The 20,736-nt window shown below is 73.9% G+C and carries 17 protein-coding genes; 7 read left to right on the forward strand and 10 right to left on the reverse strand.

Features of this window, described 5'->3' with window-relative positions; genetic code table 11:
* Positions 1–211 precede the first annotated feature (211 nt).
* Positions 212–4,786: a glutamate synthase large subunit gene (gene gltB / locus ABD371_RS11135; protein ID WP_344475406.1), complete on the forward strand. Its 4,575-nt coding sequence runs from the start codon at positions 212–214 to the stop codon at positions 4,784–4,786.
* Positions 4,779–6,239, forward strand: coding sequence for a glutamate synthase subunit beta (locus ABD371_RS11140; RefSeq protein ID WP_344475408.1), 1,461 nt, complete (start codon positions 4,779–4,781; stop codon positions 6,237–6,239). The genes gltB and ABD371_RS11140 overlap by 8 nt, the downstream gene beginning before the upstream one ends.
* A 97-nt stretch (positions 6,240–6,336) precedes the next feature.
* Here ABD371_RS11140 and ABD371_RS11145 read toward each other — a convergent pair whose 3' ends face one another.
* The 4 genes from ABD371_RS11145 to ABD371_RS11160 all read right to left on the reverse strand — a co-directional run bounded on the left by ABD371_RS11145 (position 6,337) and on the right by ABD371_RS11160 (position 10,682).
* Positions 6,337–7,836 (reverse strand): MFS transporter, encoded by a 1,500-nt coding sequence (locus ABD371_RS11145; RefSeq protein WP_344475410.1) that lies wholly within the window; start codon positions 7,834–7,836, stop codon positions 6,337–6,339.
* Positions 7,837–7,898: 62 nt separating this feature from the next.
* Positions 7,899–8,186 carry a hypothetical protein gene (locus ABD371_RS11150; RefSeq protein ID WP_344475412.1) on the reverse strand — a complete coding sequence of 96 codons (288 nt, stop codon included), beginning with the start codon at positions 8,184–8,186 and terminating at the stop codon, positions 7,899–7,901.
* A 304-nt stretch (positions 8,187–8,490) separates the two neighbouring features.
* Positions 8,491–9,510, reverse strand: a complete 1,020-nt coding sequence (locus ABD371_RS11155) for an acyl-CoA dehydrogenase family protein (RefSeq protein ID WP_344475414.1) — start codon at positions 9,508–9,510, stop codon at positions 8,491–8,493.
* On the reverse strand, positions 9,510–10,682 hold the full coding sequence (locus tag ABD371_RS11160) for an acyl-CoA dehydrogenase family protein (RefSeq protein WP_344475417.1): 1,173 nt from the start codon (positions 10,680–10,682) through the stop codon (positions 9,510–9,512). The genes ABD371_RS11155 and ABD371_RS11160 overlap by 1 nt, the downstream gene beginning before the upstream one ends.
* A 50-nt stretch (positions 10,683–10,732) precedes the next feature.
* Here ABD371_RS11160 and ABD371_RS11165 point away from each other — a divergent pair, with 50 nt between their 5' ends.
* Genes ABD371_RS11165 through ABD371_RS11175 form a run of 3 tightly spaced genes read left to right on the forward strand, consistent with a single transcriptional unit; the run spans position 10,733 to position 13,396 of the window.
* Positions 10,733–11,566, forward strand: coding sequence for an SDR family oxidoreductase (locus tag ABD371_RS11165; RefSeq protein WP_344475419.1), 834 nt, complete (start codon positions 10,733–10,735; stop codon positions 11,564–11,566).
* A gap of 40 nt (positions 11,567–11,606) precedes the next feature.
* A complete protein-coding gene (locus tag ABD371_RS11170) occupies positions 11,607–12,218 on the forward strand; it encodes a TetR/AcrR family transcriptional regulator (protein WP_344475421.1) in 612 nt (203 codons plus the stop codon).
* 20 nt (positions 12,219–12,238) lie between these two features.
* The gene (locus ABD371_RS11175) at positions 12,239–13,396 is read left to right on the forward strand and encodes an acetyl-CoA C-acetyltransferase (RefSeq protein WP_344475423.1); all 1,158 of its coding nucleotides are present in this window, start codon (positions 12,239–12,241) and stop codon (positions 13,394–13,396) included.
* A gap of 47 nt (positions 13,397–13,443) precedes the next feature.
* On the opposite strand, the gene ABD371_RS11180 is transcribed toward ABD371_RS11175, so the two are convergent.
* From ABD371_RS11180 to ABD371_RS11200, 5 genes are all read right to left on the reverse strand, one after another.
* The gene (locus ABD371_RS11180; RefSeq protein WP_381733506.1) at positions 13,444–14,313 is read right to left on the reverse strand and encodes an SCO6745 family protein; all 870 of its coding nucleotides are present in this window, start codon (positions 14,311–14,313) and stop codon (positions 13,444–13,446) included.
* Between the two features lie 223 nt (positions 14,314–14,536).
* Positions 14,537–15,610, reverse strand: a complete 1,074-nt coding sequence (locus tag ABD371_RS11185; RefSeq protein ID WP_344475427.1) for an NAD(P)H-dependent flavin oxidoreductase — start codon at positions 15,608–15,610, stop codon at positions 14,537–14,539.
* Positions 15,607–16,395 carry a CoA-transferase subunit beta gene (locus tag ABD371_RS11190; protein ID WP_344475429.1) on the reverse strand — a complete coding sequence of 263 codons (789 nt, stop codon included), beginning with the start codon at positions 16,393–16,395 and terminating at the stop codon, positions 15,607–15,609. Before ABD371_RS11190 ends, ABD371_RS11185 begins: the two co-directional genes overlap by 4 nt.
* The gene (locus ABD371_RS11195) at positions 16,392–17,234 is read right to left on the reverse strand and encodes a CoA transferase subunit A (RefSeq protein WP_344475431.1); all 843 of its coding nucleotides are present in this window, start codon (positions 17,232–17,234) and stop codon (positions 16,392–16,394) included. Before ABD371_RS11195 ends, ABD371_RS11190 begins: the two co-directional genes overlap by 4 nt.
* Positions 17,231–17,980 (reverse strand): enoyl-CoA hydratase family protein, encoded by a 750-nt coding sequence (locus tag ABD371_RS11200; protein WP_344475433.1) that lies wholly within the window; start codon positions 17,978–17,980, stop codon positions 17,231–17,233. Before ABD371_RS11200 ends, ABD371_RS11195 begins: the two co-directional genes overlap by 4 nt.
* A 56-nt stretch (positions 17,981–18,036) precedes the next feature.
* On the opposite strand from ABD371_RS11200, the gene ABD371_RS11205 reads away from it, so the two are divergent.
* Both ABD371_RS11205 and ABD371_RS11210 read left to right on the forward strand, forming a co-directional pair.
* Positions 18,037–18,816 (forward strand): SDR family oxidoreductase, encoded by a 780-nt coding sequence (locus tag ABD371_RS11205; RefSeq protein ID WP_344475435.1) that lies wholly within the window; start codon positions 18,037–18,039, stop codon positions 18,814–18,816.
* Complete coding sequence (locus ABD371_RS11210; protein WP_344475437.1) at positions 18,813–19,703, forward strand: SDR family oxidoreductase; 891 nt, start codon at positions 18,813–18,815, stop codon at positions 19,701–19,703. The genes ABD371_RS11205 and ABD371_RS11210 overlap by 4 nt, the downstream gene beginning before the upstream one ends.
* On the opposite strand, the gene ABD371_RS11215 is transcribed toward ABD371_RS11210, so the two are convergent.
* The gene (locus ABD371_RS11215; protein ID WP_344475439.1) at positions 19,688–20,731 is read right to left on the reverse strand and encodes an ankyrin repeat domain-containing protein; all 1,044 of its coding nucleotides are present in this window, start codon (positions 20,729–20,731) and stop codon (positions 19,688–19,690) included. The genes ABD371_RS11210 and ABD371_RS11215 overlap by 16 nt on opposite strands.
* Positions 20,732–20,736 lie beyond the last annotated feature (5 nt).

The following is a 20,736-nucleotide window of genomic DNA, read 5'->3' on the forward strand; positions in this document are numbered from 1 at the left end:
CGCGGGCAATGAAGCCTGCTCTGCGAAGGCCCTGCGGACACCCGATCTGTCCGTTGGCGACCCACCTGTACCGCTCAGCGCGGTGTCCGCATACTGGAATGAGTTATCCGCTTCCTGGAAACCTTTCCATCATGTAACCTGCACGAAATTTCGCGGAGGGCCAACGTCGTCCCTCGGTACTGAACATGCCACGACGACGACGGGAGAGCCGATGCGTTCCGACGCCTGGTCGCCCATGGACGGTCGACCCGCCCCCCAGGGGATGTACGACCCCCGTAACGAACACGATGCCTGCGGTGTCGGGTTCGTGGCCACCCTGACCGGTGTTGCCAGCCATGAGCTGGTGGAACAGGCGCTGACCGTACTGCGGAACCTGGAGCACCGAGGTGCCACCGGCTCCGAGCCCGACTCGGGGGACGGCGCGGGAATCCTGTTCCAGGTGCCCGACGCGTTCCTGCGCGAGGTCACCTCCTTCGAGCTGCCCGAGGCCGGCGCGTACGCCGTCGGCATCGCCTTCCTCCCCGAGGAGGAGACCTCCGGGGCCGTCTCACGCATCGAGACGATCGCCGCCGAAGAGGGGCTCGCCGTCCTCGGCTGGCGCGAGGTCCCCGTCACCCCCGATCTCCTCGGCAACGGCGCCCGCGCCACCATGCCTGTTTTCCGCCAGATATTCGTGGCCGACAGCACCGGCGAAGGGCCGGCCGCCACCGGGATCGCGCTCGACCGGAAGGCCTTCGTCCTCCGCAAGCGCTCCGAGCGCGAGGCCGGGGTCTACTTCCCCTCGCTCTCCGCCCGCACCGTCGTCTACAAGGGCATGCTCACCACCGGCCAGCTGGAGCCGTTCTTCCCGGACCTCTCCGACCGCCGGCTCGCCTCCGCCGTGGCCCTCGTCCACTCGCGGTTCTCCACCAACACCTTCCCGAGCTGGCCGCTGGCCCACCCGTACCGCTTCGTCGCCCACAACGGCGAGATCAACACGGTCAAGGGCAACCGCAACTGGATGCGCGCCCGCGAGTCCCAGCTGGCCTCCGGCCTCTTCGGCGCCGCCGAGCTGGACCGGATCTTCCCGGTCTGCACGCCGGACGCCTCCGACTCCGCCTCCTTCGACGAGGTCCTGGAACTGCTCCACCTGGGCGGTCGCTCGCTGCCCCACGCGGTGCTGATGATGGTCCCCGAGGCGTGGGAGAACCACGACTCCATGGACCCGGCCCGGCGCGCCTTCTACCAGTACCACTCCACGATGATGGAGCCCTGGGACGGCCCGGCCTGCGTCACCTTCACCGACGGGGTCCAGGTCGGCGCGGTCCTGGACCGCAACGGGCTGCGCCCGGGACGGTACTGGGTCACCGACGACGGCCTGGTCGTCCTCTCCTCCGAGGTCGGCGTCCTCGACATCGACCCCGCGAAGGTCGTCCGCAAGGGCCGCCTCCAGCCCGGCCGGATGTTCCTCGTGGACACCGCCGAGCACCGCATCATCGAGGACGACGAGATCAAGGCCTCGCTGGCCGCCGAGCACCCCTACGCGGAGTGGCTCGACGCCGGGACCATCGAGCTGGAGGATCTGCCCGAGCGGGAGCACATCGTGCACACCCACGCCTCGGTCACCCGCCGCCAGCAGACCTTCGGTTACACGGAGGAGGAGCTCCGCATCATCCTCGCGCCGATGGCGAGGACCGGTGGCGAGCCCCTCGGATCCATGGGAACCGACTCCCCGATCGCGGCGATCTCCCAGCGGCCCCGGCTGCTCTTCGACTACTTCACCCAGCTCTTCGCCCAGGTCACCAACCCCCCGCTGGACGCGATCCGCGAGGAGCTGGTCACCTCCCTGCTCTCCACGCTCGGACCGGGCGGCAATCTGCTGGAGCCCAACGCCGCCTCCTGCCGCAGCGTCACCCTCCCCTTCCCGGTGATCGACAACGACGAGCTGGCCAAGCTCGTCCACATCAACGCCGACGGCGACATGCCCGGGATGAAGGCCGCCACCCTCTCCGGCCTCTACCGGGTCGGCGGCGGCGGCGACGCGCTCGCCGCCCGTATCGACGCCATCTGCGCCGAGGCCGACGCGGCCATCGCGGACGGCATCCGGCTGATCGTGCTCTCCGACCGCCACTCCGACGCCGAGCACGCGCCGATCCCCTCCCTGCTGCTCACCTCCGCCGTCCACCACCACCTCATCCGCACCAAGCAGCGCACCCAGGTGGGCCTGCTGGTCGAGGCGGGCGACGTCCGCGAGGTCCACCATGTCGCGCTGCTGATCGGCTACGGCGCGGCAGCCGTCAACCCGTATCTGGCGATGGAGTCCGTCGAGGACCTGGTCCGCGCGGGCACCTTCATCGAGGGCGTCGAGCCCGAGCACGCCATCCGCAATCTCATCCACGCCCTCGGCAAGGGCGTGCTGAAGGTGATGTCCAAGATGGGCATCTCCACCGTCGCCTCCTACCGGGGCGCGCAGGTCTTCGAGGCCATCGGCCTGGACGAGACCTTCGTCGAGCGGTACTTCAACGGCACCGCCAGCAAGATCGGCGGCGCGGGCCTCTCCGTCGTCGCCGACGAGGTCGCCGCCCGCCACGCCAAGGCGTACCCCGCCTCCGGCATCGCCCCGGCGCACCGCGCGCTGGACATCGGCGGCGAGTACCAGTGGCGGCGCGAGGGCGAGCCGCACCTGTTCGACCCGGACACGGTCTTCCGGCTCCAGCACTCCACCCGCAACCGCCGCTACGACATCTTCAAGCAGTACACGGACCGGGTGAACGAGCAGTCCGAGCGGCTGATGACGCTGCGCGGCCTCTTCGGCTTCAACTCCGGCCGGACCCCGGTCCCGCTCGACGAGGTCGAGCCCGTCTCCGAGATCGTCAAGCGGTTCTCCACCGGCGCGATGTCGTACGGATCGATCTCCCGCGAGGCCCACGAGACCCTCGCCATCGCCATGAACCAGCTCGGCGGCAAGTCGAACACCGGCGAGGGCGGCGAGGACCCGGACCGGCTCTACGACCCCGCCCGGCGCTCCAGCATCAAGCAGGTCGCCTCCGGCCGCTTCGGCGTCACCAGCGAGTACCTCGTCAACGCCGACGACATCCAGATCAAGATGGCGCAGGGGGCCAAGCCCGGCGAGGGCGGCCAGCTCCCCGGCCACAAGGTCTACCCCTGGGTCGCCAGGACCCGGCACTCCACCCCCGGCGTCGGACTCATCTCCCCGCCGCCGCACCACGACATCTACTCCATCGAGGATCTCGCCCAGCTGATCCACGACCTCAAGAACGCCAACCCGAAGGCCCGCATCCACGTCAAGCTGGTCTCCGAGGTCGGCGTCGGCACCGTCGCCGCCGGCGTCTCCAAGGCCCACGCCGACGTGGTGCTCATCTCCGGGCACGACGGCGGCACCGGAGCCTCCCCGCTCACCAGCCTCAAGCACGCGGGCGGCCCCTGGGAGCTGGGACTCGCCGAGACCCAGCAGACCCTGCTCCTCAACGGTCTGCGCGACCGGATCGTGGTGCAGACCGACGGCCAGCTCAAGACCGGCCGCGACGTCGTCGTCGCCGCCCTGCTGGGCGCCGAGGAGTTCGGCTTCGCCACCGCCCCGCTGGTCGTCTCCGGCTGCGTCATGATGCGCGTCTGCCACCTGGACACCTGCCCGGTCGGCATCGCCACCCAGAACCCGGTGCTGCGCGACCGCTTCTCCGGCAAGGCCGAGTACGTCGTCAACTTCTTCCGGTTCATCGCCGAGGAAGTCCGCGAACTCCTCGCCGAGCTGGGCTTCCGCACCATCGAGGAGGCCGTCGGCCACGCCGAGATCCTCGACACCGAGCGGGCCGTCGACCACTTCAAGGCCCAGGGCCTCAACCTCGCCCCGCTCTTCCACGTCCCCGAGCTGCCCGCCGGGGCGGTGCGCCACGCACTGATCGAGCAGGACCACGGGCTGGCCAAGGCGCTCGACAACCAGCTGATCAGGCTGGCCGTCGACGCGCTGAGCGCGGACAGCGCCGAGAGCGCCCAGCCGGTCCGCGCCCAGGTCCCCATCCGGAACATCAACCGGACCGTCGGCACCATGCTGGGCCACGAGGTGACCCGCAGGTTCGGCGGCGCGGGCCTGCCCGACGACACCGTCGACATCACCTTCACCGGCTCGGCGGGCCAGTCCTTCGGGGCCTTCCTGCCGCGCGGAGTCACCCTCCGGCTGGAGGGCGACGCCAACGACTATGTCGGCAAGGGCCTCTCCGGCGGCCGGATCGTCGTCCGTCCCGACCGGGGCGCCGACCATCTCGCCGAGTACTCCACCATCGCGGGCAACACCATCGCCTACGGAGCCACCGGCGGCGAGCTGTTCCTGCGCGGGCGCACCGGCGAGCGCTTCTGCGTCCGCAACTCCGGTGCCACCGTGGTCTCCGAGGGCGTGGGCGACCACGGCTGCGAGTACATGACCGGCGGTCACGCGGTCGTCCTCGGCGAGACCGGACGCAACTTCGCGGCCGGCATGTCCGGCGGCGTCGCCTACGTCATCGACCTCGACCGGGACAACGTCAACTCCGGCAACCTGGGCGCGGTCGAGACCCTCAACGACGCCGACCGGCAGTGGCTGCACGACGCCGTGCGCCGCCACCAGGAGGAGACGGGCTCCACCGTCGCGGAGAAGCTGCTCGCCGACTGGCCCGCCGCCGCCGCCCGCTTCAGCAAGATCATCCCGACCACGTACAAGGCAGTGCTCGCCGCCAAGGACGCCGCTGAGCTGGCCGGTCTCTCCGAGCAGGAGACCACCGAGAAGATGATGGAGGCGGCGACCCATGGCTGACCCCAAGGGCTTCCTGACCACCGGGCGCGAGGTCGCCGAGACCCGCCCGGTGGGCGAGCGACTCAAGGACTGGAACGAGGTCTACGTCCCCGGCTCCCTGCTGCCGATCATCAGCAAGCAGGCCGGCCGCTGCATGGACTGCGGCATCCCCTTCTGTCACAACGGCTGCCCGCTCGGAAATCTCATCCCCGAGTGGAACGACTACGCCTACCGCGAGGACTGGGCGGCGGCGAGCGAGCGGCTGCACGCCACCAACAACTTCCCGGAGTTCACCGGGCGGCTCTGCCCCGCGCCCTGCGAGTCGGCCTGCGTGCTGGGCATCAACCAGCCCGCCGTCACCATCAAGAACGTCGAGGTCTCCATCATCGACAGGGCCTGGGACTCCGGCGACGTCACCCCGCGCCCCCCGGAGCGGCTCTCCGGCAAGACCGTGGCCGTCATCGGCTCGGGCCCGGCCGGTCTCGCCGCCGCCCAGCAGCTCACCCGGGCCGGCCACACCGTCGCCGTCTACGAGCGCGCCGACCGCATCGGCGGACTGCTGCGCTACGGCATCCCCGAGTTCAAGATGGAGAAGGTGCACATCAACCGCCGCATCGAGCAGATGCGCGCGGAGGGCACCAAGTTCCGCACCGAGGTGGAGATCGGCCGTGACATCGACGCGGCCAAGCTGCGCAGGCGGTACGACGCGGTCGTCATCGCCGCCGGCGCCACCGTCTCCCGCGATCTGCCCGTCCCCGGCCGTGAGCTGAAGGGCATCCACTTCGCGATGGAGTACCTGCCGCTCGCGAACAAGGTGTGCGAGGGCGACTTCATCGCCCCGCCGATCACCGCCGAGGGCAAGCACGTGGTCGTCATCGGCGGCGGCGACACCGGCGCCGACTGCGTGGGCACCGCCAACCGCCAGGGCGCGCTCTCCGTCACCCAGCTGGAGATCATGCCCCGGCCGGGCGACGAGCGGAGCGCGGGCCAGCCGTGGCCCACCTTCCCGATGCTCTACAAGGTCACCTCCGCCCACGAGGAGGGCGCCGAGCGGGTCTACTCCGTCTCCACCACCCACTTCGAGGGCGACGAGGACGGCCGGGTCCAGGCGCTGCACCTGATCGAGGTGGAGTTCAGGGACGGCAAGCTGGAGCGGAAGGCGGGCACCGAGCGGGTGCTCCCCGCCCAGCTGGTCACCCTCGCGATGGGCTTCACCGGCACCGACCGCGCCAACGGACTGGTCGAGCAGTTCGGCCTGGAGCTGGACGAGCGCGGTAATGTGGCCCGTGACGCGGAGTTCGCGACCAACGTCGACGGTGTGTACGTCGCGGGGGACGCGGGCCGAGGCCAGTCACTGATCGTGTGGGCCATCGCCGAGGGCCGTTCCGCGGCTCGCGGAGTGGACCGCTATCTGACCGGTGCGAGCGAACTGCCCGCCCCGATCCGTCCCACGGACCGCGCGCTCACCGTCTGACGCCGGACCGCCACAGACGTCCCGTACAAAGGCGTGCGGAACTGACAACGGCGCCTGCCCCGTCCCCGACCGGATGGGCAGGCGCTGTTGCGCGTCCTCAGCCGGAGACCTCAGCCGGCTCCGGCTCCCGCTCCCGCTCCTGCTTCCGGCCCGGCTCCGGCTCGGCGTCGTCGGTACGGGGGCGCAGCAGCCGCCCCGCCAGCACCGCCGCGAGGAGCAGGGCCACCCCCACCCCGCCCAGCAGGCTCTGCCAGGCCGAGGTGAACTCGCCCGCGATCTCCGCTCCCCGGCCCGTCACCACCAGATCCGCCCGTGCCCGGTCGCCGGTCCCGGACTCCACCAGCGTCGTCAGCGCCGCGCCGAAGCCCGTCAGCACCAGCGTCCCCGCCACGCTCCGGCCCGTGCTCAGCAGCCCGGACGCCATGCCCATCCGCTCGGCGGCGACCGAGCCCAGCGCCTGGGCGTCGATCTGGCCGAGTCCGAGACCGCTGCCCGCCCCGATCAGCAGCAGCGGGAGCGCGAGCCGGGCGGGCCCGGCGTCCGGGGCCAGCGTCAGCGCCAGCGAGACGTTGCCCACGGCCGACAGCAGCAGCGCCGCCACCGCGAGGTACCGGGCCGGCAGCCCCCGGGCGACCAGCAGCCCGCCGACGGTCGGCAGCGCGAACACCGGCACCGTCATCAGCAGCATCAGCAGCCCCGCGTCGCCGGCCGTCAGACCGCCGGTGCCCTGGAGATACGTCGGCAGGAAGACCAGCACCCCGGTCGAGCCCAGCACGATCGACATCGCGGCGAACAGCCACCCGGAGAACAGCCGGTCGCGGATCAGCGACAGATCCAGCACCGGATGGTCGCTGTGCCGCTCCACCGCGACGAAGACCACGAGCAGCACCGCGCCGGCCGTCAGCGGCCCCAGCACCGACAGGCCGCCCCAGCCGGCCCCCGCGCCCCGGGTGAGCCCGAACATCAGCAGCGCCAGACCGGCGACGAAGGAGACCACCCCCGGACGGTCCACCTTCGGCCGGGCCTCGGCCCTCGACTCCGGAATCAGCCGCGTGAGCAGCAGGATCAGCGTCCCGGCGAGCCCGAAGGCCAGAAACGAGGCCCGCCAGCCGAACATCCCCACCAGCGCGCCCGACAGCGTCGGCCCGATCGCTATCCCGACGCCCGCGATGGTGCCCACCAGCGCGAAGACCCTGGCCCGCGCCGCCCCCTCGTACATCGTCGCGAGAATCGTGACCCCGACCGTCATCACCGCCGCCGCGCCGACCCCGGCGACCGTCCGCGCGATGTCGAGCACGAGGATGCTCTGCCCGGCCGCCGAGGCCAGCGTCCCCGCCGTGTACAGCCCCACCCCGGCCGCGTACACCGCCCGCCGCCCGAACAGATCCCCCAGCGAGCCCGCCACCAGCATCACCGAGGACGCCGCCAGCACATACCCGGTCACCACCCACTGCAACGCCGCCCCCGAGGCGTCCAGGTCCCGCCCGATCTCGGGCAGGGCGACGGAGGTGCCGGTCATCGCCATGGGCAGGGTGAAATAGCCGAAGAGCACGGTGAGCAGGCCGAGTGCGGGGCGGGTCAGCTGTCGTGAGGTCATGCCCCGCACTCTTCATCCTCAACTAAGGTTGAGGTCAAGGCTCTTCGGTGGCCTCCGCCCGATCAGTCCCCGGCCACCCAGTGGTTGTGCACCTCGGAGACCGTCGGGGGTTCGCCGGACGGAGTCATGTTCTGGCGTTCGGCCACCGGCATCATGCGGGTGAAGAAGTCGTCCATGGCCTGCTGTGACTCCCAGAGGTCGAACACTTCGAGGCCCGAGGCCGAGGGCACGCAGACATGGGCCAGGCAGCCCGCGTAGGTGTCGCCCGGGAGCGCCTGGAGTTCGGCGTTGAGGGCGTCGTACTGGTCGGTGGTGACGCCGGGGAGAGAGGCGTGCATGAAGATCGCCACGGGATCCTCCTGGAGGGGCGGGACGACGGGCCTCCCCGCCGCCGCGGTGGCGGCCTCGGTCCTGCTACCAGGACAGCACTTTCGTTCACGGGATGCCAAACCTGACAGAAGATGTCGGGATTGCGCGATGGGATCCCCGGATGACGGAGACTTCGACTTCATGGGCGGACTTCGAGCGGTAACCGCCACCATGTGCTCGCCACGCTCCGCGAGGACGGATCCCCGAGGGGGACCGGCTGGTGATCCGCCCCTGGCGTCCCGGCGGGCCGCTCGTGACCGTGACCGCGACTGAGTCCCGGCCGGGTCAGCCGTCCGCGGCCAGGGGCGCGAGGGCCGCCAGCAGCTCGGCGCGGCAGCGGGCGGGCGTGCCCCAGGCGTCGCGCAGCGGGCGGGCCTTGCGGAGGAGACGGGAGAGGTCCAGCTCGTCGGTGTAGCCGATCGCGCCGTGCAGCTGGAGGGCGGTCAGGGCGGCGGCGTACGCGGCCTCCCCGGCGGCGGTCTTCGCGGCGGCGATGTCCACGGGGGTGAGGGTGAGCGCCGCGCCGAAGACGAGCGGACGGGCGAACTCCAGGGCGATGTGCGTATCGGCGAGACGGTGCTTGACCGCCTGGAAGGACCCGATCGGGACGCCGAACTGACGGCGCTCCCGCACATGCGCCACCGTCCGCCCCAGCAGCGCCAGCCCCAGGCCCAGACACTGCGCGGCGGTGAGCAGCCGGGCGTACGCCCCGGCCAGGGCGGCGGCCCCGGCGACCGGCCCGCCCCCGGCGAGCACCGTGCCCCCGGCGGCCGGGACCGCCGACCGTCTGGCCGGATCGGTGGCGGTCCTGAGCGGCCCGTGCCCGGGGGCCGCGCGCAGCACGGCCGCCCGCCCCGGGCCGTCGTACGAGACCGTCAGCACCGTCCGCGCCGCGTCCGGGTCCAGCGCGTACACCCCGCCGCCCGGCAGCACCAGCGTCGCGGGCTCCCCGGCGAGCACCCCGGACAGCGCCCCGGTCACCGCCCCGGGCATACCGTGCCCGGCGAGACGGCCCAGCAGCACCCCCGCCGCCACCGTCTCCACCAGCGGCCCGGGCACGGCGTGGCGGCCCAGCTCGACACAGGCCACCGCCAGCTCCACCGGCAGCCGGCCGAGCCCGCCGGCCGCCTCCGGCACGGCCAGCGCGAACACCCCCGCGTCCGCCAGCCGCCGGAACAGCCCCAGGCCGGGGCCGTGGTCGCCCGCCGCCCAGGCGGCGGCGGCCGACGGGACCCCCGCCGACGACAGCGAGGCGTCCAGCGAACGCCCGAAGGCCCGCTGCTCGTCCGTCAGCGCGAAACGCATCAGCGGCGTCCCTTCGGCAGTCCGAGCAGCCGCTCGGCGACGATGTCCCGCTGGATCTCATTGGTCCCGGCGTAGATGGGCCCGGCCAGGGCGAAGAGATGCCCCTCGGTCCACGGGGAGCCGGCGAAGCCGCCCTCCTCGCCCAGCAGATCGAGCGCCGTCTCATGGATCGCGAGATCCAGCTCCGACCAGAAGACCTTGTTCATGCTGGACTCCGCCCCGATCGCCTCGCCCCGCGCGAACCGGGCCGCCCCCGCCGAGGCGAACAGCTGATACGCGCGCGCCCCGATCACCGCGTCCGCCACCCGCGCGGCCAGCGCGCCGTCCGCCGCCCGCTCGCCCGGCGGGGCGTCCGCCGCCCCCGCCGAGGCCCGCCACCGCCGTACGAGCCGGTCCGCCGCCGCCAGGAACCTCCCGGGCGACCTAAGGGTCAGCCCCCGCTCGTTGCCGGTCGCCGACATCGCGATCCGCCAGCCCTGCCCCTCCTCCCCGATCAGATCCTCGTCCGGCACGAAGACCCGGTCGAGGGTGAGTTCGGCGAACGCGGGCCTCCCGTCGAGCCGCCCGATCGGACGGACCGTCACCCCCTCGGCCGCCAGGCCGAACATCAGAGCGCTCAGCCCCTGGTGCGGCCGGGCCGCCCCCGGGTCCGTACGGAAGATCCCGAAGGCGCGGTCGGCGAAGGCGGCCCGTGAGGACCAGGTCTTGTGGCCCGTCAGCAGCCAGCCCCCGGCCGTCCGCACCGCCCGAGACCGCAGCGCCGCGAGGTCCGACCCGGCCTCCGGCTCCGACCACGCCTGAGCCCAGATCTCCTCGCCACTCGCCATCGGCGGCAGCACCCGGGCCCGCTGCTCCTCGGTGCCGTGGTCGAAGAGCGTGGGCGCGAGCAGGCAGATCCCGTTCTGCGAGACCCGGCCGGGCGCGCCCGCCGCGTGGTACTCCTCCTCGAAGAGCAGCCACCGCACCAGATCCGCGCCCCGCCCCCCGTACCGCTCGGGCCAGGAGACCGCCGACCAGCGGCCGGCCGCCAGCTCCGCCTCCCACGCGCGGTGCGCCGCGAAGCCCTCCCGGGTCTCCAGCGACGGCAGCGGCGTCCGGGGCACCCGGGCCGCGAGCCACTCCCGGGCCTCGGCCCGGAATTCCTCGTCCTCGGGGGAGTGGCGCAGATCCATGCGTACACACATCCTTCCCTAACAAGTGTTTGGTAGGTTAACGTGCGAAGGTGGCCGACGACAGTGCGAGGACGCGCGAGGAGCCCGGCGGTACGGGAACGGCAGAGCCGCCCCCGTACGTCCCCGGGCACGGCCTCCTCGCGGGCCGCACCGCCGTGATCACCGCCGCCGCCGGCACGGGCATCGGCGGCGCGACCGCCCGCAGATTCCTTCAGGAGGGCGCGCGGATCGTCGTCAGCGACGCCCATCCGCGCAGGCTGGCCGAGACCCGGGCCGCCCTCGCCGGGGAGTTCGGCGATCGCGCGGTCGCCGCCCACCTCTGCGACGTCACCGACGAGACCCAGGTCGGGGCGCTCTTCCGGCGGACCGCCGAGGAGCACGGCGGACTCGACATCGTCGTCAACAACGCGGGGCTCGGCGGCACCGCGCCCCTGGTCGAGATGACCGACGCCCAGTGGGACCGGGTCCTCGACGTCACCCTGAACGGCACCTTCCGCTGCGTCCGCGCCGCACTGCGCTCCTTCCGGGCCGCCGGCCGGCCCGGAGTGATCGTCAACAACTCCTCCGTGCTCGGCTGGCGCGCCCAGGCGGGCCAGGCCCACTACGCCGCCGCCAAGGCCGGGGTCATGGCCCTCACCCGGTGCGCCGCGATCGAGGCCGCCGGGTACGGCGTACGGATCAACGCGGTCGCCCCCAGCCTCGCCCGCCACCCCCATCTGGAGAAGGTCGCCTCCGCCGCACTCCTCGACGAACTCGCCGCCAAGGAGGCCTTCGGCCGGCCCGCCGAGCCCTGGGAGATCGCCAACGCCATCGTCTTCCTGGCGAGCGGCTACTCCTCGTACCTCACCGGCGAGGTGCTCTCCGTCAGCGGCCAGCACGCCTGATCAGCGGTCGGCGAGCCTGAGCGGAGAGGAGAATGGGCCCGTGCCGAACACGAAGAAGACCCAGGCGAGCGCCCCCTCTCCCGAGCGCCGCCGCGAACTCCTCGCCGTCGCGGCCGAGGTGTTCGCCGCCCAGGGCTACGACGCCACCACCGTGCGCCGGATCGCGGACGAGGCGGGCCTGCTCGCCGGCAGTCTCTACTACCACTTCGACTCCAAGGAATCGATGCTGGACGAGATCCTCGCGACCTTCCTGGACGAGCTGTGGCAGGGGTACGACACCGTCCTCGCCGCCGCCCTCGGCCCCCGGGAGACCATCGAGGCCCTGGTCACCGAGTCCTTCCGGGAGATCGACCGGCACCGCGCCGCGGTCGCCATCTACCAGCGCGAGAACCGGCGTCTGGCCGAGCTGCCCCGCTTCCGCTATCTCGCCGAGTCGCAGCGCAGATTCGAGCACGTCTGGCTCGGAACGCTGGAGCGCGGGGTCGCCGAGCGGGTGTTCCGCGCCGATCTGGACGTACGGCTGACCTACCGGTTCGTCCGCGACACGGTGTGGGTCGCCGCGTCCTGGTACCGGCCGGGCGGCCGGCACGGCCCCGAGGAGATCGCCCGTCAGTATCTGTCGATGGTGCTGGACGGGATCGCCGTACGGTAGTCACCCACCGAGGAGTCCCCATGGGCGAGGCCTACATCCTGGACGCGGTACGCACCCCGGTCGGCCGGCGCGGCGGCGCTCTCGCCGCCGTCCACCCCGCCGATCTCGGCGCGCATGTGCTCGCCGAGCTGGTCCGCCGCTCGGGGGTGGACCCCGCCGCCGTCGACGACGTCGTCCTCGGCTGTCTCGACACGGTGGGCCCCCAGGCCGGCGACATCGCCCGGACCGCGTGGCTGGCGGCCGGGCTCCCCGAGGAGGTGCCCGGGGTGACCGTCGACCGGCAGTGCGGATCGTCGCAGCAGGCGGTGCACTTCGCCGCGCAGGCCGTGCTCTCCGGCACCCAGGACCTGGTCGTCGCGGGCGGCGTCCAGAGCATGTCCACGATCCCGATCGCCTTCGCCTCCCGGCGGGCGGCCGAGCCGCTGGGGCTGACCGAGGGCCCCTTCGCGGGCAGCGCGGGCTGGCGGGCCCGCTACGGCGACCGGCCCGTCGACCAGTTCCACGGCGCGGAGCTGATCGCCACGGAATGGGGCATCACCCGGGAGGACCAGGAGGAGTTCGCCCTCCGCTCCCACCGGCGGGCCCTCCGCGCCCTCGACGAGGGCCGCTTCGACCGCGAGACGGTCGCGTACGGCCCCTGCACCGCCGACGAGGGACCGCGCCGCGACACCGGCGCGGCGAAGATGGCCGGGCTCCGGCCGGTCGTCGAGGGCGGCACGATCACGGCCGCCTGCTCGTCCCAGCTCTCCGACGGGGCCGCCGCGCTGCTGATCGCGAGCGAACGCGCCGTACGGGAGCACGGACTCACCCCCCGCGCCCGCGTCCACCATCTCTCGGTCCGGGGCGAGGACCCCATCCGGATGCTCTCCGCCCCGATCCCGGCGACGGCGCACGCCCTGCGGAAGACCGGCATGTCCATCCACGACATGGATCTGATCGAGGTCAACGAGGCCTTCGCCCCCGTGGTGCTGGCCTGGCTGAAGGAGACCGGCGCGGACCCGGAGAAGGTCAACGTCAACGGCGGGGCGATCGCGCTGGGCCACCCGCTGGGCGCGACCGGCACCCGCCTCATGACCACGCTCCTGCACGAACTGGAGCGCACCGGGGGCCGGTTCGGCCTCCAGACCATGTGCGAGGGCGGCGGCCAGGCGAACGTCACCGTGATCGAACGGCTCTGAGCCCCCGGGGCCGCCGCCCGCCGCCCCCGCACGGTCGGTTCAGCGCCTCACACGCCCTCGCCGGCGGGCAGCCCGATCGGGTTCGGGAAACGGAGCGTCCGCGCGACGGTCTCCGCCAGGGGGCCCAGGGACCCGGTGAGTTCCCCGAGGTTGACCCCGGCCCAGGGGCGGGCCGCCGCGCGGTCCGTGGCCTCCTCGATCTCCGCGAGGGTCCGCCGGCCCTCCTCCGTCGCCCGCCCGTCCGGGGCCAGCAGCCCCCGCTCCACCAGCCGCCGGGCCGCCGCGTCCCACTCGGGATCCGTCCAGCCCCGGTAGGGCTGGAGCTCACTGCGCGGCAGGTCGATCCCGACCCGCAGTGTGAGGATCTCGCAGCCGTCCAGATCCGCCGCGACCTGCGCCGCCACATGGCCGTCGCCCCGGTGCTCGCGCAGGATCGTGGCGGCGTGCCAGAGCCGGTCCAGCGAGTCCTCGGGCCACGGCAGCGCGACATTGGCGGCGGTCAGCGGACGCCCGGTGCAGTCCGGCGCGACGGCGGCCCCGGCGAGCAGCTCCGCCGCCCGCTCAACCTCCTTCTCCTGGCCCGCGAGCAGCCGGGTGAGCGCCGCCCGGGCCCCCGCCCGGCGTACCTCCAGCGCCCGCTCGGGGCTGACGGTCTCCCAGACCGAGGGCAGCGCCTGGGCCACCATCGAGGGGGCGAACGAGCAGAACGCGGCCGTGACCGGCTCCGGGGCCGACACCCCGAGCGGCGCGGACCGCCCGGCGAAATAGCCGCGCCAGAAGCCGCGCAGCCCGGCCTCCTCGAACCCGGTGACGGCCTCGGGGGAGAAATAGGTGACGGCGTGGATCGGTTCGAACAGGGCCCACAGACGGCGGGGCGTGATGACGGCGGTGTCAGCGATGGCTTCCATGCGCGGCATTTTGCCGGGCCCCGCGAACGCCCACGGACCCCTCGCGCGGGGGGAGGGCCGCGCCGGGGCGGGGGGCCCGGCCCCCGGCGGACGGGGCCGAGACAAGCAGATAAGAACGCCGGAACCTCAGCCGGGCAGGCCCCGGCCCTGCGGCCGTGTCCACGGGCCGCCCGCGCGGGCGGCCCGCCGGGCCCCGTCCCGGCACCCCGTGCCGGAGCTGTGTTCGTGGTGGTCAACCGACCCCGTTACACCTGTCCGGGGGACACGGCAGCGCCCGTACCGTCTCCGCAGCCTCCGCCATGATCCGCCCCAGCAGCTCGGCACAGCTCGGCAGATCCTCGATCACCCCCGCCACCTGCCCCGAGGCCATCACCCCCAGATCGGCGCGCCCCTGCACCATCGAGGCGCGCAGCAGCATCGGCGCGTTCGCGGCGAGCAGCGTCTGCGCCCAGGTCAGCTCCCTGCCGTGCCGTGTCGCCAGTCCCTCGCGGACCATCGACGCCCACGAGAGCCCCGACAGCTCCCGGAAGGCGGCGGCGTGACGCACCGCCCGTACCAGCGTCCGCGCGCGGCCCCGGCTCTCCAGGGAGCGGACCAGTTCGGTACGGAGCATCCGGTGCGGCAGCCCGTCCACGGCCCGGGTCACCGTCACATCCGCCACCGTCGCCGCCAGATAGCGGGCCTTGACCGCGTCCGGCACCGGGGAGTCGGAGGTGAGCAGGAACCGGGTGCCCATCGCGATCCCCGCCGCGCCCAGCGCCAGCGCCGCCACCAGCCCCCGCCCGTCGCGGAAGCCGCCGGCCGCGACGACCGGGACGGAGACGGCGTCCACCACCTGCGGCAGCAGTACGGTCGTGGCCACCTCGCCGGTGTGCCCGCCGCCCTCCCCGCCCTGCACGATCACCGCGTCGGCGCCCCAGGCGACCACTTTCTCCGCGTGCCGGCGCGCGCCGACGGAGGGGATCACCACCACGCCCGCGTCCTTGAGTTCGGCGATCAGCTCGCGGGAGGGGGCGAGCGCGAAGGACGCCACCCGCACCCCCTCGTCGATGACGATCCGCACCCGCTCGCGGGCGTCCGTCGCGTCCGCGCGCAGATTGACGCCGAAGGGCAGCCCGCCGGTGCGGGACCGCACCTCGCGCACGGCCCGCCGCAGCTCCTCGGCGGTCATCGTCGCCGAGGCCAGGATCCCGAGCGCGCCCGCGCGGGCGGCGGCGGAGACCAGCCGGGGCCCGGCCACCCATCCCATCCCGGTCTGGACGACCGGATGCCGTACCCCGGTCAGCTCGGTGAGCGCCGTCCTCATCGCGCCACCGGCCCGATCTCCCGGTCCCGCAGCCCCTTCGGGTCGAGGACCTCGCGGATCAGCCGCAGCTCCCCGGGGCCGGGGTCGCGGGTGTACGGGAGGGGCTCGGGGACGGTCAGCGCGAAGCCGGTCGCGGCCCGGACCCGCTCCAGGGTGACCCCCGGGTGCAGGGAGGCCAGCCGCATCGAGCGGTCGGGCGTCTCGAAGTCGAAGACCCCCAGGTCGGAGACTACGCGCGGGATCCGGTGGTAGCGGCTCGCGCTCGGCCCGGCCGCCGCCGCCCGGTCGTACCCCACCCCGCAGACCATGTCGACCCGCGCCACGAAGACCCGGGGCGAGTGCCGGGGGACCCAGTAGCTCACCGGGTGGTTGAGGGTGTTGACGGGCGCGCCCCGCACCCCGAGCAGCTGGCGCCCGGGGGGCTCCCCGCCGCCGATGCGGGAGATGTTCTGGTTGCCGTGCCGGTCGAGCTGGCTCGCGCCCATCATCACGTGCCGCCGTCCGCCGCCGGCCAGCTCCAGATGCCGGCGGTACGGCAGCCAGCCCTCCACCGAGCCGTCCTCCCCGGTCAGCAGGGCCTCGCCGTCGGTCAGAAGGAGATCGGGGGAGAAGGTCAGCCGGGCGAGCCGGGCCCCGAGGGACGGGATCAGACCGATCGGGCTCGCCAGCACCTCCCCTGCGCCGCGCCAGGCCTCCGCGCAGGCGACGACGCAGTGCTCGGCGCGCGACACGGCGCTCCCGCCCCTGTTCCGGCCCCTGTTCCGGTTGTTCTCGTCTCCGGTCATCGGATCCGCTCCTGGTGCCAGCTCTCGACGGCGGCCTGGTACGTCTTCTCGTCGCCCCGGAGGAACCTCTCGGCGAAGGCGTCCCACGGGGTGGTCGCGTACATCCGCTGGAACGCCTCGTCCCGGCCGTGGCCGGGGGCGCAGGAGGTGAAGTGCGCGCCGTGCGGGGTCTCCACCACGCCGGTGACCGAGTGCCGCCCGATCAGCAGGGTCTGCGGCACCGCGCCCGCGAAGCCGTCCACCAGCCGCTCGCAGGAGAGGTACGCGCGCTCCGCCGCCGCGCAGAACAGATCGTCGAAGTAGGGGTCGGGGCCGAGGTACTGGCCGTTGCCCCGCCGGTCGGCCCGGTCGAGATGGACCAGCGCCGCGTCCATCCGCAGGGCGGGCACGGCGACGAACTCCTCGCCGTCCTCGTACGGCGAGACGACCGTGCGCAGCTCCGGGGCGACCCGCATGACGTCCGAGCCGAGACCGGCCCGTACCGGCAGGAACGGCAGCCGGTTGGCGGCGGCGCGCAGCCCCCACAGGAACATGGCCTCGTCGATCTCGGTCAGGGCGAGGCCGCCGCGCTCGCGGGCGGCGCGGTAGTGCGGTTCCAGGGGCACGGAGTCGAGGGTGACGAAGGGGGCGATCAGCCGGCGGATCCGGCCGGCGGCGGCGAGGTGGCCGATGTCGGGGCCGCCGCAGGAGATCACGGTCAGATCGGTGATGTCGGTCCTGAGCAGCGCCCGCACCAGGGCCATCGGCTTGCGGCGCGAGCCCCAGCCGCCGATCCCGATCGTCATCCCGCTGCGCAGCTCTCCCACGGCCCGCTCGGGCGTCATGGTCTTGTCGCTCATGCCGGAGTCCCCTTCCCGAAGGTGTCGCGGACCCGTGCGGCGGTCCCGTCGAGGGCGGCCTCGAAGGTGAAGCCCTGCTCGTAGCGGTAGTCGCGGCGGACGTCCGCCGGGTCGATGCCGTTGAGGGCCGCCTTGGCCAGCCGGATCAGGGTGCCGTCCTTGCGGGCGATCTCCGTCGCCAGTTCCAGGGCCGCGTCCGCGAGTTCGCCGGGCGGCACCACCCGCCAGACCGAGCCGTGCCGGTGGAGTTCGGCGGCGGTCGCGGTGCGCGAGGTGTAGTACAGGGCGCGCATCAGATGCTGGGGGACCAGCCGGGCCAGATGGGTGCCCGCGCCGAGCGCGCCCCGGTCCAGCTCCGGCAGTCCGAAGACGGCGTCGTCGGCGGCGACGATCGCGTCCGCGTTGCCGACGAGCCCGACGCCGCCGCCGAGACAGAAGCCCTGGACGGCGGCGACGACCGGCACCTCGCACTCGTACACGGCGGCGAACGCCTCGAAACAGCCCCGGTTGGCCCCGAGCAGCGCGCCCTGGCCCGGGTCGCGCCGGATCTCCTTCAGGTCCACGCCCGCGTTGAAGCCCCGGCCGGCGGCGGCCAGCACGACGCAGCGGATGCCCGGGTCGCGGCCCGCCGAGCGGACCGCGTCCGCGAGGGCGTGCCAGCCGCGCACGGGAAGGGCGTTGACGGGCGGGTAGTCGGCCGTGATGACGCGGACGCCGTCGGCGGGGTTCGCGGTGGAGACACCCATGACAGGATCAGCTACCTTTCCACCAAACGTTTGTTAGGTGGGGAAGGTAGCAGCCGATGGAGCTGTACGGGAGGGTCGCCGTCGTCACCGGCGGTACGCGCGGAGTCGGCGCGGGCATCGCGCGGGCCTTTCTGCGCGCGGGCGCGACGGTGGTGATCTGCGCCCGCAGACCGCCCGAAGCGCCCCTCTCCGGGGCCGAGTTCCTCCCGCTGGATCTGCGCGACCCGGCCGCCCTCGGCCCCTTCTTCGACGCGGTCGCCGAGCGGCACGGCCGGCTCGACACCCTCGTCAACAACGCGGGCGGCACCCCGCCCCGACTGCTCGCCGACGGCACGGCGGCCCAGCACGCCCGGGTCCTCGAACTCAACCTCACCGCCCCGCTGGCCGCCTCGCTCGCCGCCCGCCCCCATCTGCGGGCGGCGCGCGGCTCGATCGTGATGGTCGGCAGCGTCAGCGGCGGCCGGGCCTCGCCGGGCTCGGCGGCGTACGGCGCGGCCAAGGCCGGGCTGGAGTCCCTGGCCCGCTCGATGGCCGTGGAGTGGGCCCCGGAGATACGCGTCAACACCCTGGTCCTCGGGATGGTCCGCACCGAACTCGCCCGGCTGCACTACGGGGACGAGGACGGCGTCGCGGCCGTCGGCCGCACGGTGCCGCTGGGGCGGCTCGCGGAGCCCGCCGAGGCGGGCGAGGCGGCGGTCTTCCTCGCCTCGGCGCGGGCGGGCTATGTGAGCGGGGCCGCGCTGCATCTGCACGGCGGCGGGGAGCGCCCCGCCTTCCTCGACGCCGCGACATGTCGACAAAGAGGTGAAGGTGACATGAGGGGAGAGCCGGGATGACGGGCAGGACGGGCATCTGCGCGGGCCGGGTGGTGGCGGTGACCGGGGCCGGCCGGGGGCTGGGCCGCGCCCACGCCCTGGCGTTCGCCGCCGAGGGGGCCGCGGTCGTCGTCAACGACCTGGGGGCCGCCCGGGACGGATCCGGGGCCTCGGGCGGCCCGGCGCGCTCGGTGGCCGCCGAGATCGAGGCGGCGGGCGGCCGGGCGGTGGCCCACGACGGCGACATCGCGACGGAGCACGGCGCGTCCTCGCTGATCGCCACGGCCCTGGAGAGCTACGGCCGGCTCGACACCCTCGTCAACAACGCGGGCTTCCTGCGCGACCGGATGCTCGTCAACCTCGCCGACGAGGACTGGGACGCGGTGCTCCGCGTCCATCTCACCGGCCACTTCCTGCCGCTCCGGCACGCCGCCGCCCACTGGCGCGCCGAGTCCAGGGCGGGCCGCCCGGTGGCCGCCCGGGTGGTCAACACCACCTCGGGCGCGGGCCTCCTGGGCAGTGTCGGCCAGGGCAACTACGCGGCGGCCAAGGCCGGGATCGTCGCCCTCACCCTCGTCGCCTCGGCCGAACTGGCCCGCTACGGCGTCCAGGTCAACGCGATCGCCCCGGCGGCCAGGACCCGGATGACCGAGGAGGTGTTCACCGCGCTGACCGCGCCGCCCGAGGACGTCTCCCCGCTGGTCGTGTGGCTCGGCTCCGCCGCCAGTACGGGGGTGACCGGCCGGGTCTTCGAGGCCGAGGCCGGCCGGATCACCGTCATGGAGGGCTGGCGTCCGGGCCCCACCGCCCGGAACCCGGCCCGCTGGACCCCCGCCGGCGCGGGCGAGGCCGCCCGCCGCCTCCTGGCCGGCGCCGCGCCGCCCCCTCCCGTCTACGGCGTCCGCTGACCCGCCTCCGGGGGCGTGCGCGTGCCGCCGGGGGCGACGGGTGCGGACACGGTTCCGGCCGCGTGCGCGCCCAGCCGCTCCAGCACGTCCGCCCCGAACGCCCGCAGCGCCGGATCCTCGCCCGCCGCCCACTCCGCCGCCGCCGCGCGGGTCTCCTCGTCGCCCCGCCCGCCCAGGGCCAGCACCGGCTCCCGCCAGTTGTCGTTCCCCCGCTCCCCGTCGCGCAGCGCCCGCGCGGCCAGCTCGGCGCGGGGCGTCCTGATGCCCAGCGAGACCTCCAGGGCGGTCGCGATCGCCGCGTGCCCGGTCTGCCGGTCCGCCCCCGCGCCCGGCACCCCGTCCCGCAGCAGTTCGACCACGACGGTCGTCCCGCCGTCCTCCGCCACCCGCCGCGCGACCAGTTCGTGCCCCTCCCCGTACGCCTCCACCAGCCCGGCGCGCAACTCCCCCTCGACATCGCGAATCAGCCACTCGTGGGCCTCCGCCAGCGCCGCCCGCCGGTCCGTCTCGCCCACCCCCCGGTCCAGCAGCGCCCGTACGACGGGCCACGAGCCCCGGCGGGCCGCCAGCACCAGCGGCGGCACCCCGTGCCCGTCGGGCAGCTCCGGGTCCGCGCCGAACTCCAGCAGGGCGCGGACCGTCCGCCCGTTCCCCCGGGTCACCGCCCAGACCAGCGCGGTCAAGCCGTGCGCCTCCCGGAGATCGGGCCGCGCCCCCGCCGCGAGCAGCGCCCGTACGGTCTCCTCGTGGTCCCAGACGGCCGCCCCGCACAGCGGCAGATCGCCGCCGCCGTCCCCGTCCCCGTCCCCGTCCTCCTCCGTGTCCCCGCTCGCCCGGTCGGGATCCGCCCCCGCCGCCAGCAACAGCCGGACGATTCCGGTCCGGTTGTCTGTGGCCGCCCGGTACAGGGCGGTCTCGCCGTCCTCGTCCGCCGTCCCGGCCGGGACCCCGGACCGCAACAGCCTTACGACGGCGTCCTCGTCGCCCTCGTGCACGGCCTCGAACAATCTCTCCACCCCGGTGCTCATGCGAG

The sequence above is a fragment of the Streptomyces amakusaensis genome (genome assembly GCF_039532665.1).
In the GTDB taxonomy this organism is placed as follows: Bacteria; Actinomycetota; Actinomycetes; order Streptomycetales; family Streptomycetaceae; genus Streptomyces; species Streptomyces amakusaensis.

Coding starts and splice junctions, on each gene's coding strand:
- ABD371_RS11215 (WP_344475439.1), bottom strand. CDS start 20,731: ATGAGCACCGGGGTGGAGAGATTGTTCGAGGCCGTGCACGAGGGCGAC.
- ABD371_RS11205 (WP_344475435.1), top strand. CDS start 18,037: ATGGAGCTGTACGGGAGGGTCGCCGTCGTCACCGGCGGTACGCGCGGA.
- ABD371_RS11195 (WP_344475431.1), bottom strand. CDS start 17,234: ATGAGCGACAAGACCATGACGCCCGAGCGGGCCGTGGGAGAGCTGCGC.
- ABD371_RS11175 (WP_344475423.1), top strand. CDS start 12,239: ATGGGCGAGGCCTACATCCTGGACGCGGTACGCACCCCGGTCGGCCGG.
- ABD371_RS11190 (WP_344475429.1), bottom strand. CDS start 16,395: ATGACCGGAGACGAGAACAACCGGAACAGGGGCCGGAACAGGGGCGGG.
- ABD371_RS11185 (WP_344475427.1), bottom strand. CDS start 15,610: ATGAGGACGGCGCTCACCGAGCTGACCGGGGTACGGCATCCGGTCGTC.
- ABD371_RS11160 (WP_344475417.1), bottom strand. CDS start 10,682: ATGGATCTGCGCCACTCCCCCGAGGACGAGGAATTCCGGGCCGAGGCC.
- gltB (WP_344475406.1), top strand. CDS start 212: ATGCGTTCCGACGCCTGGTCGCCCATGGACGGTCGACCCGCCCCCCAG.
- ABD371_RS11155 (WP_344475414.1), bottom strand. CDS start 9,510: ATGCGTTTCGCGCTGACGGACGAGCAGCGGGCCTTCGGGCGTTCGCTG.
- ABD371_RS11145 (WP_344475410.1), bottom strand. CDS start 7,836: ATGACCTCACGACAGCTGACCCGCCCCGCACTCGGCCTGCTCACCGTG.
- ABD371_RS11200 (WP_344475433.1), bottom strand. CDS start 17,980: ATGGGTGTCTCCACCGCGAACCCCGCCGACGGCGTCCGCGTCATCACG.
- ABD371_RS11140 (WP_344475408.1), top strand. CDS start 4,779: ATGGCTGACCCCAAGGGCTTCCTGACCACCGGGCGCGAGGTCGCCGAG.
- ABD371_RS11210 (WP_344475437.1), top strand. CDS start 18,813: ATGACGGGCAGGACGGGCATCTGCGCGGGCCGGGTGGTGGCGGTGACC.
- ABD371_RS11180 (WP_381733506.1), bottom strand. CDS start 14,313: ATGCCGCGCATGGAAGCCATCGCTGACACCGCCGTCATCACGCCCCGC.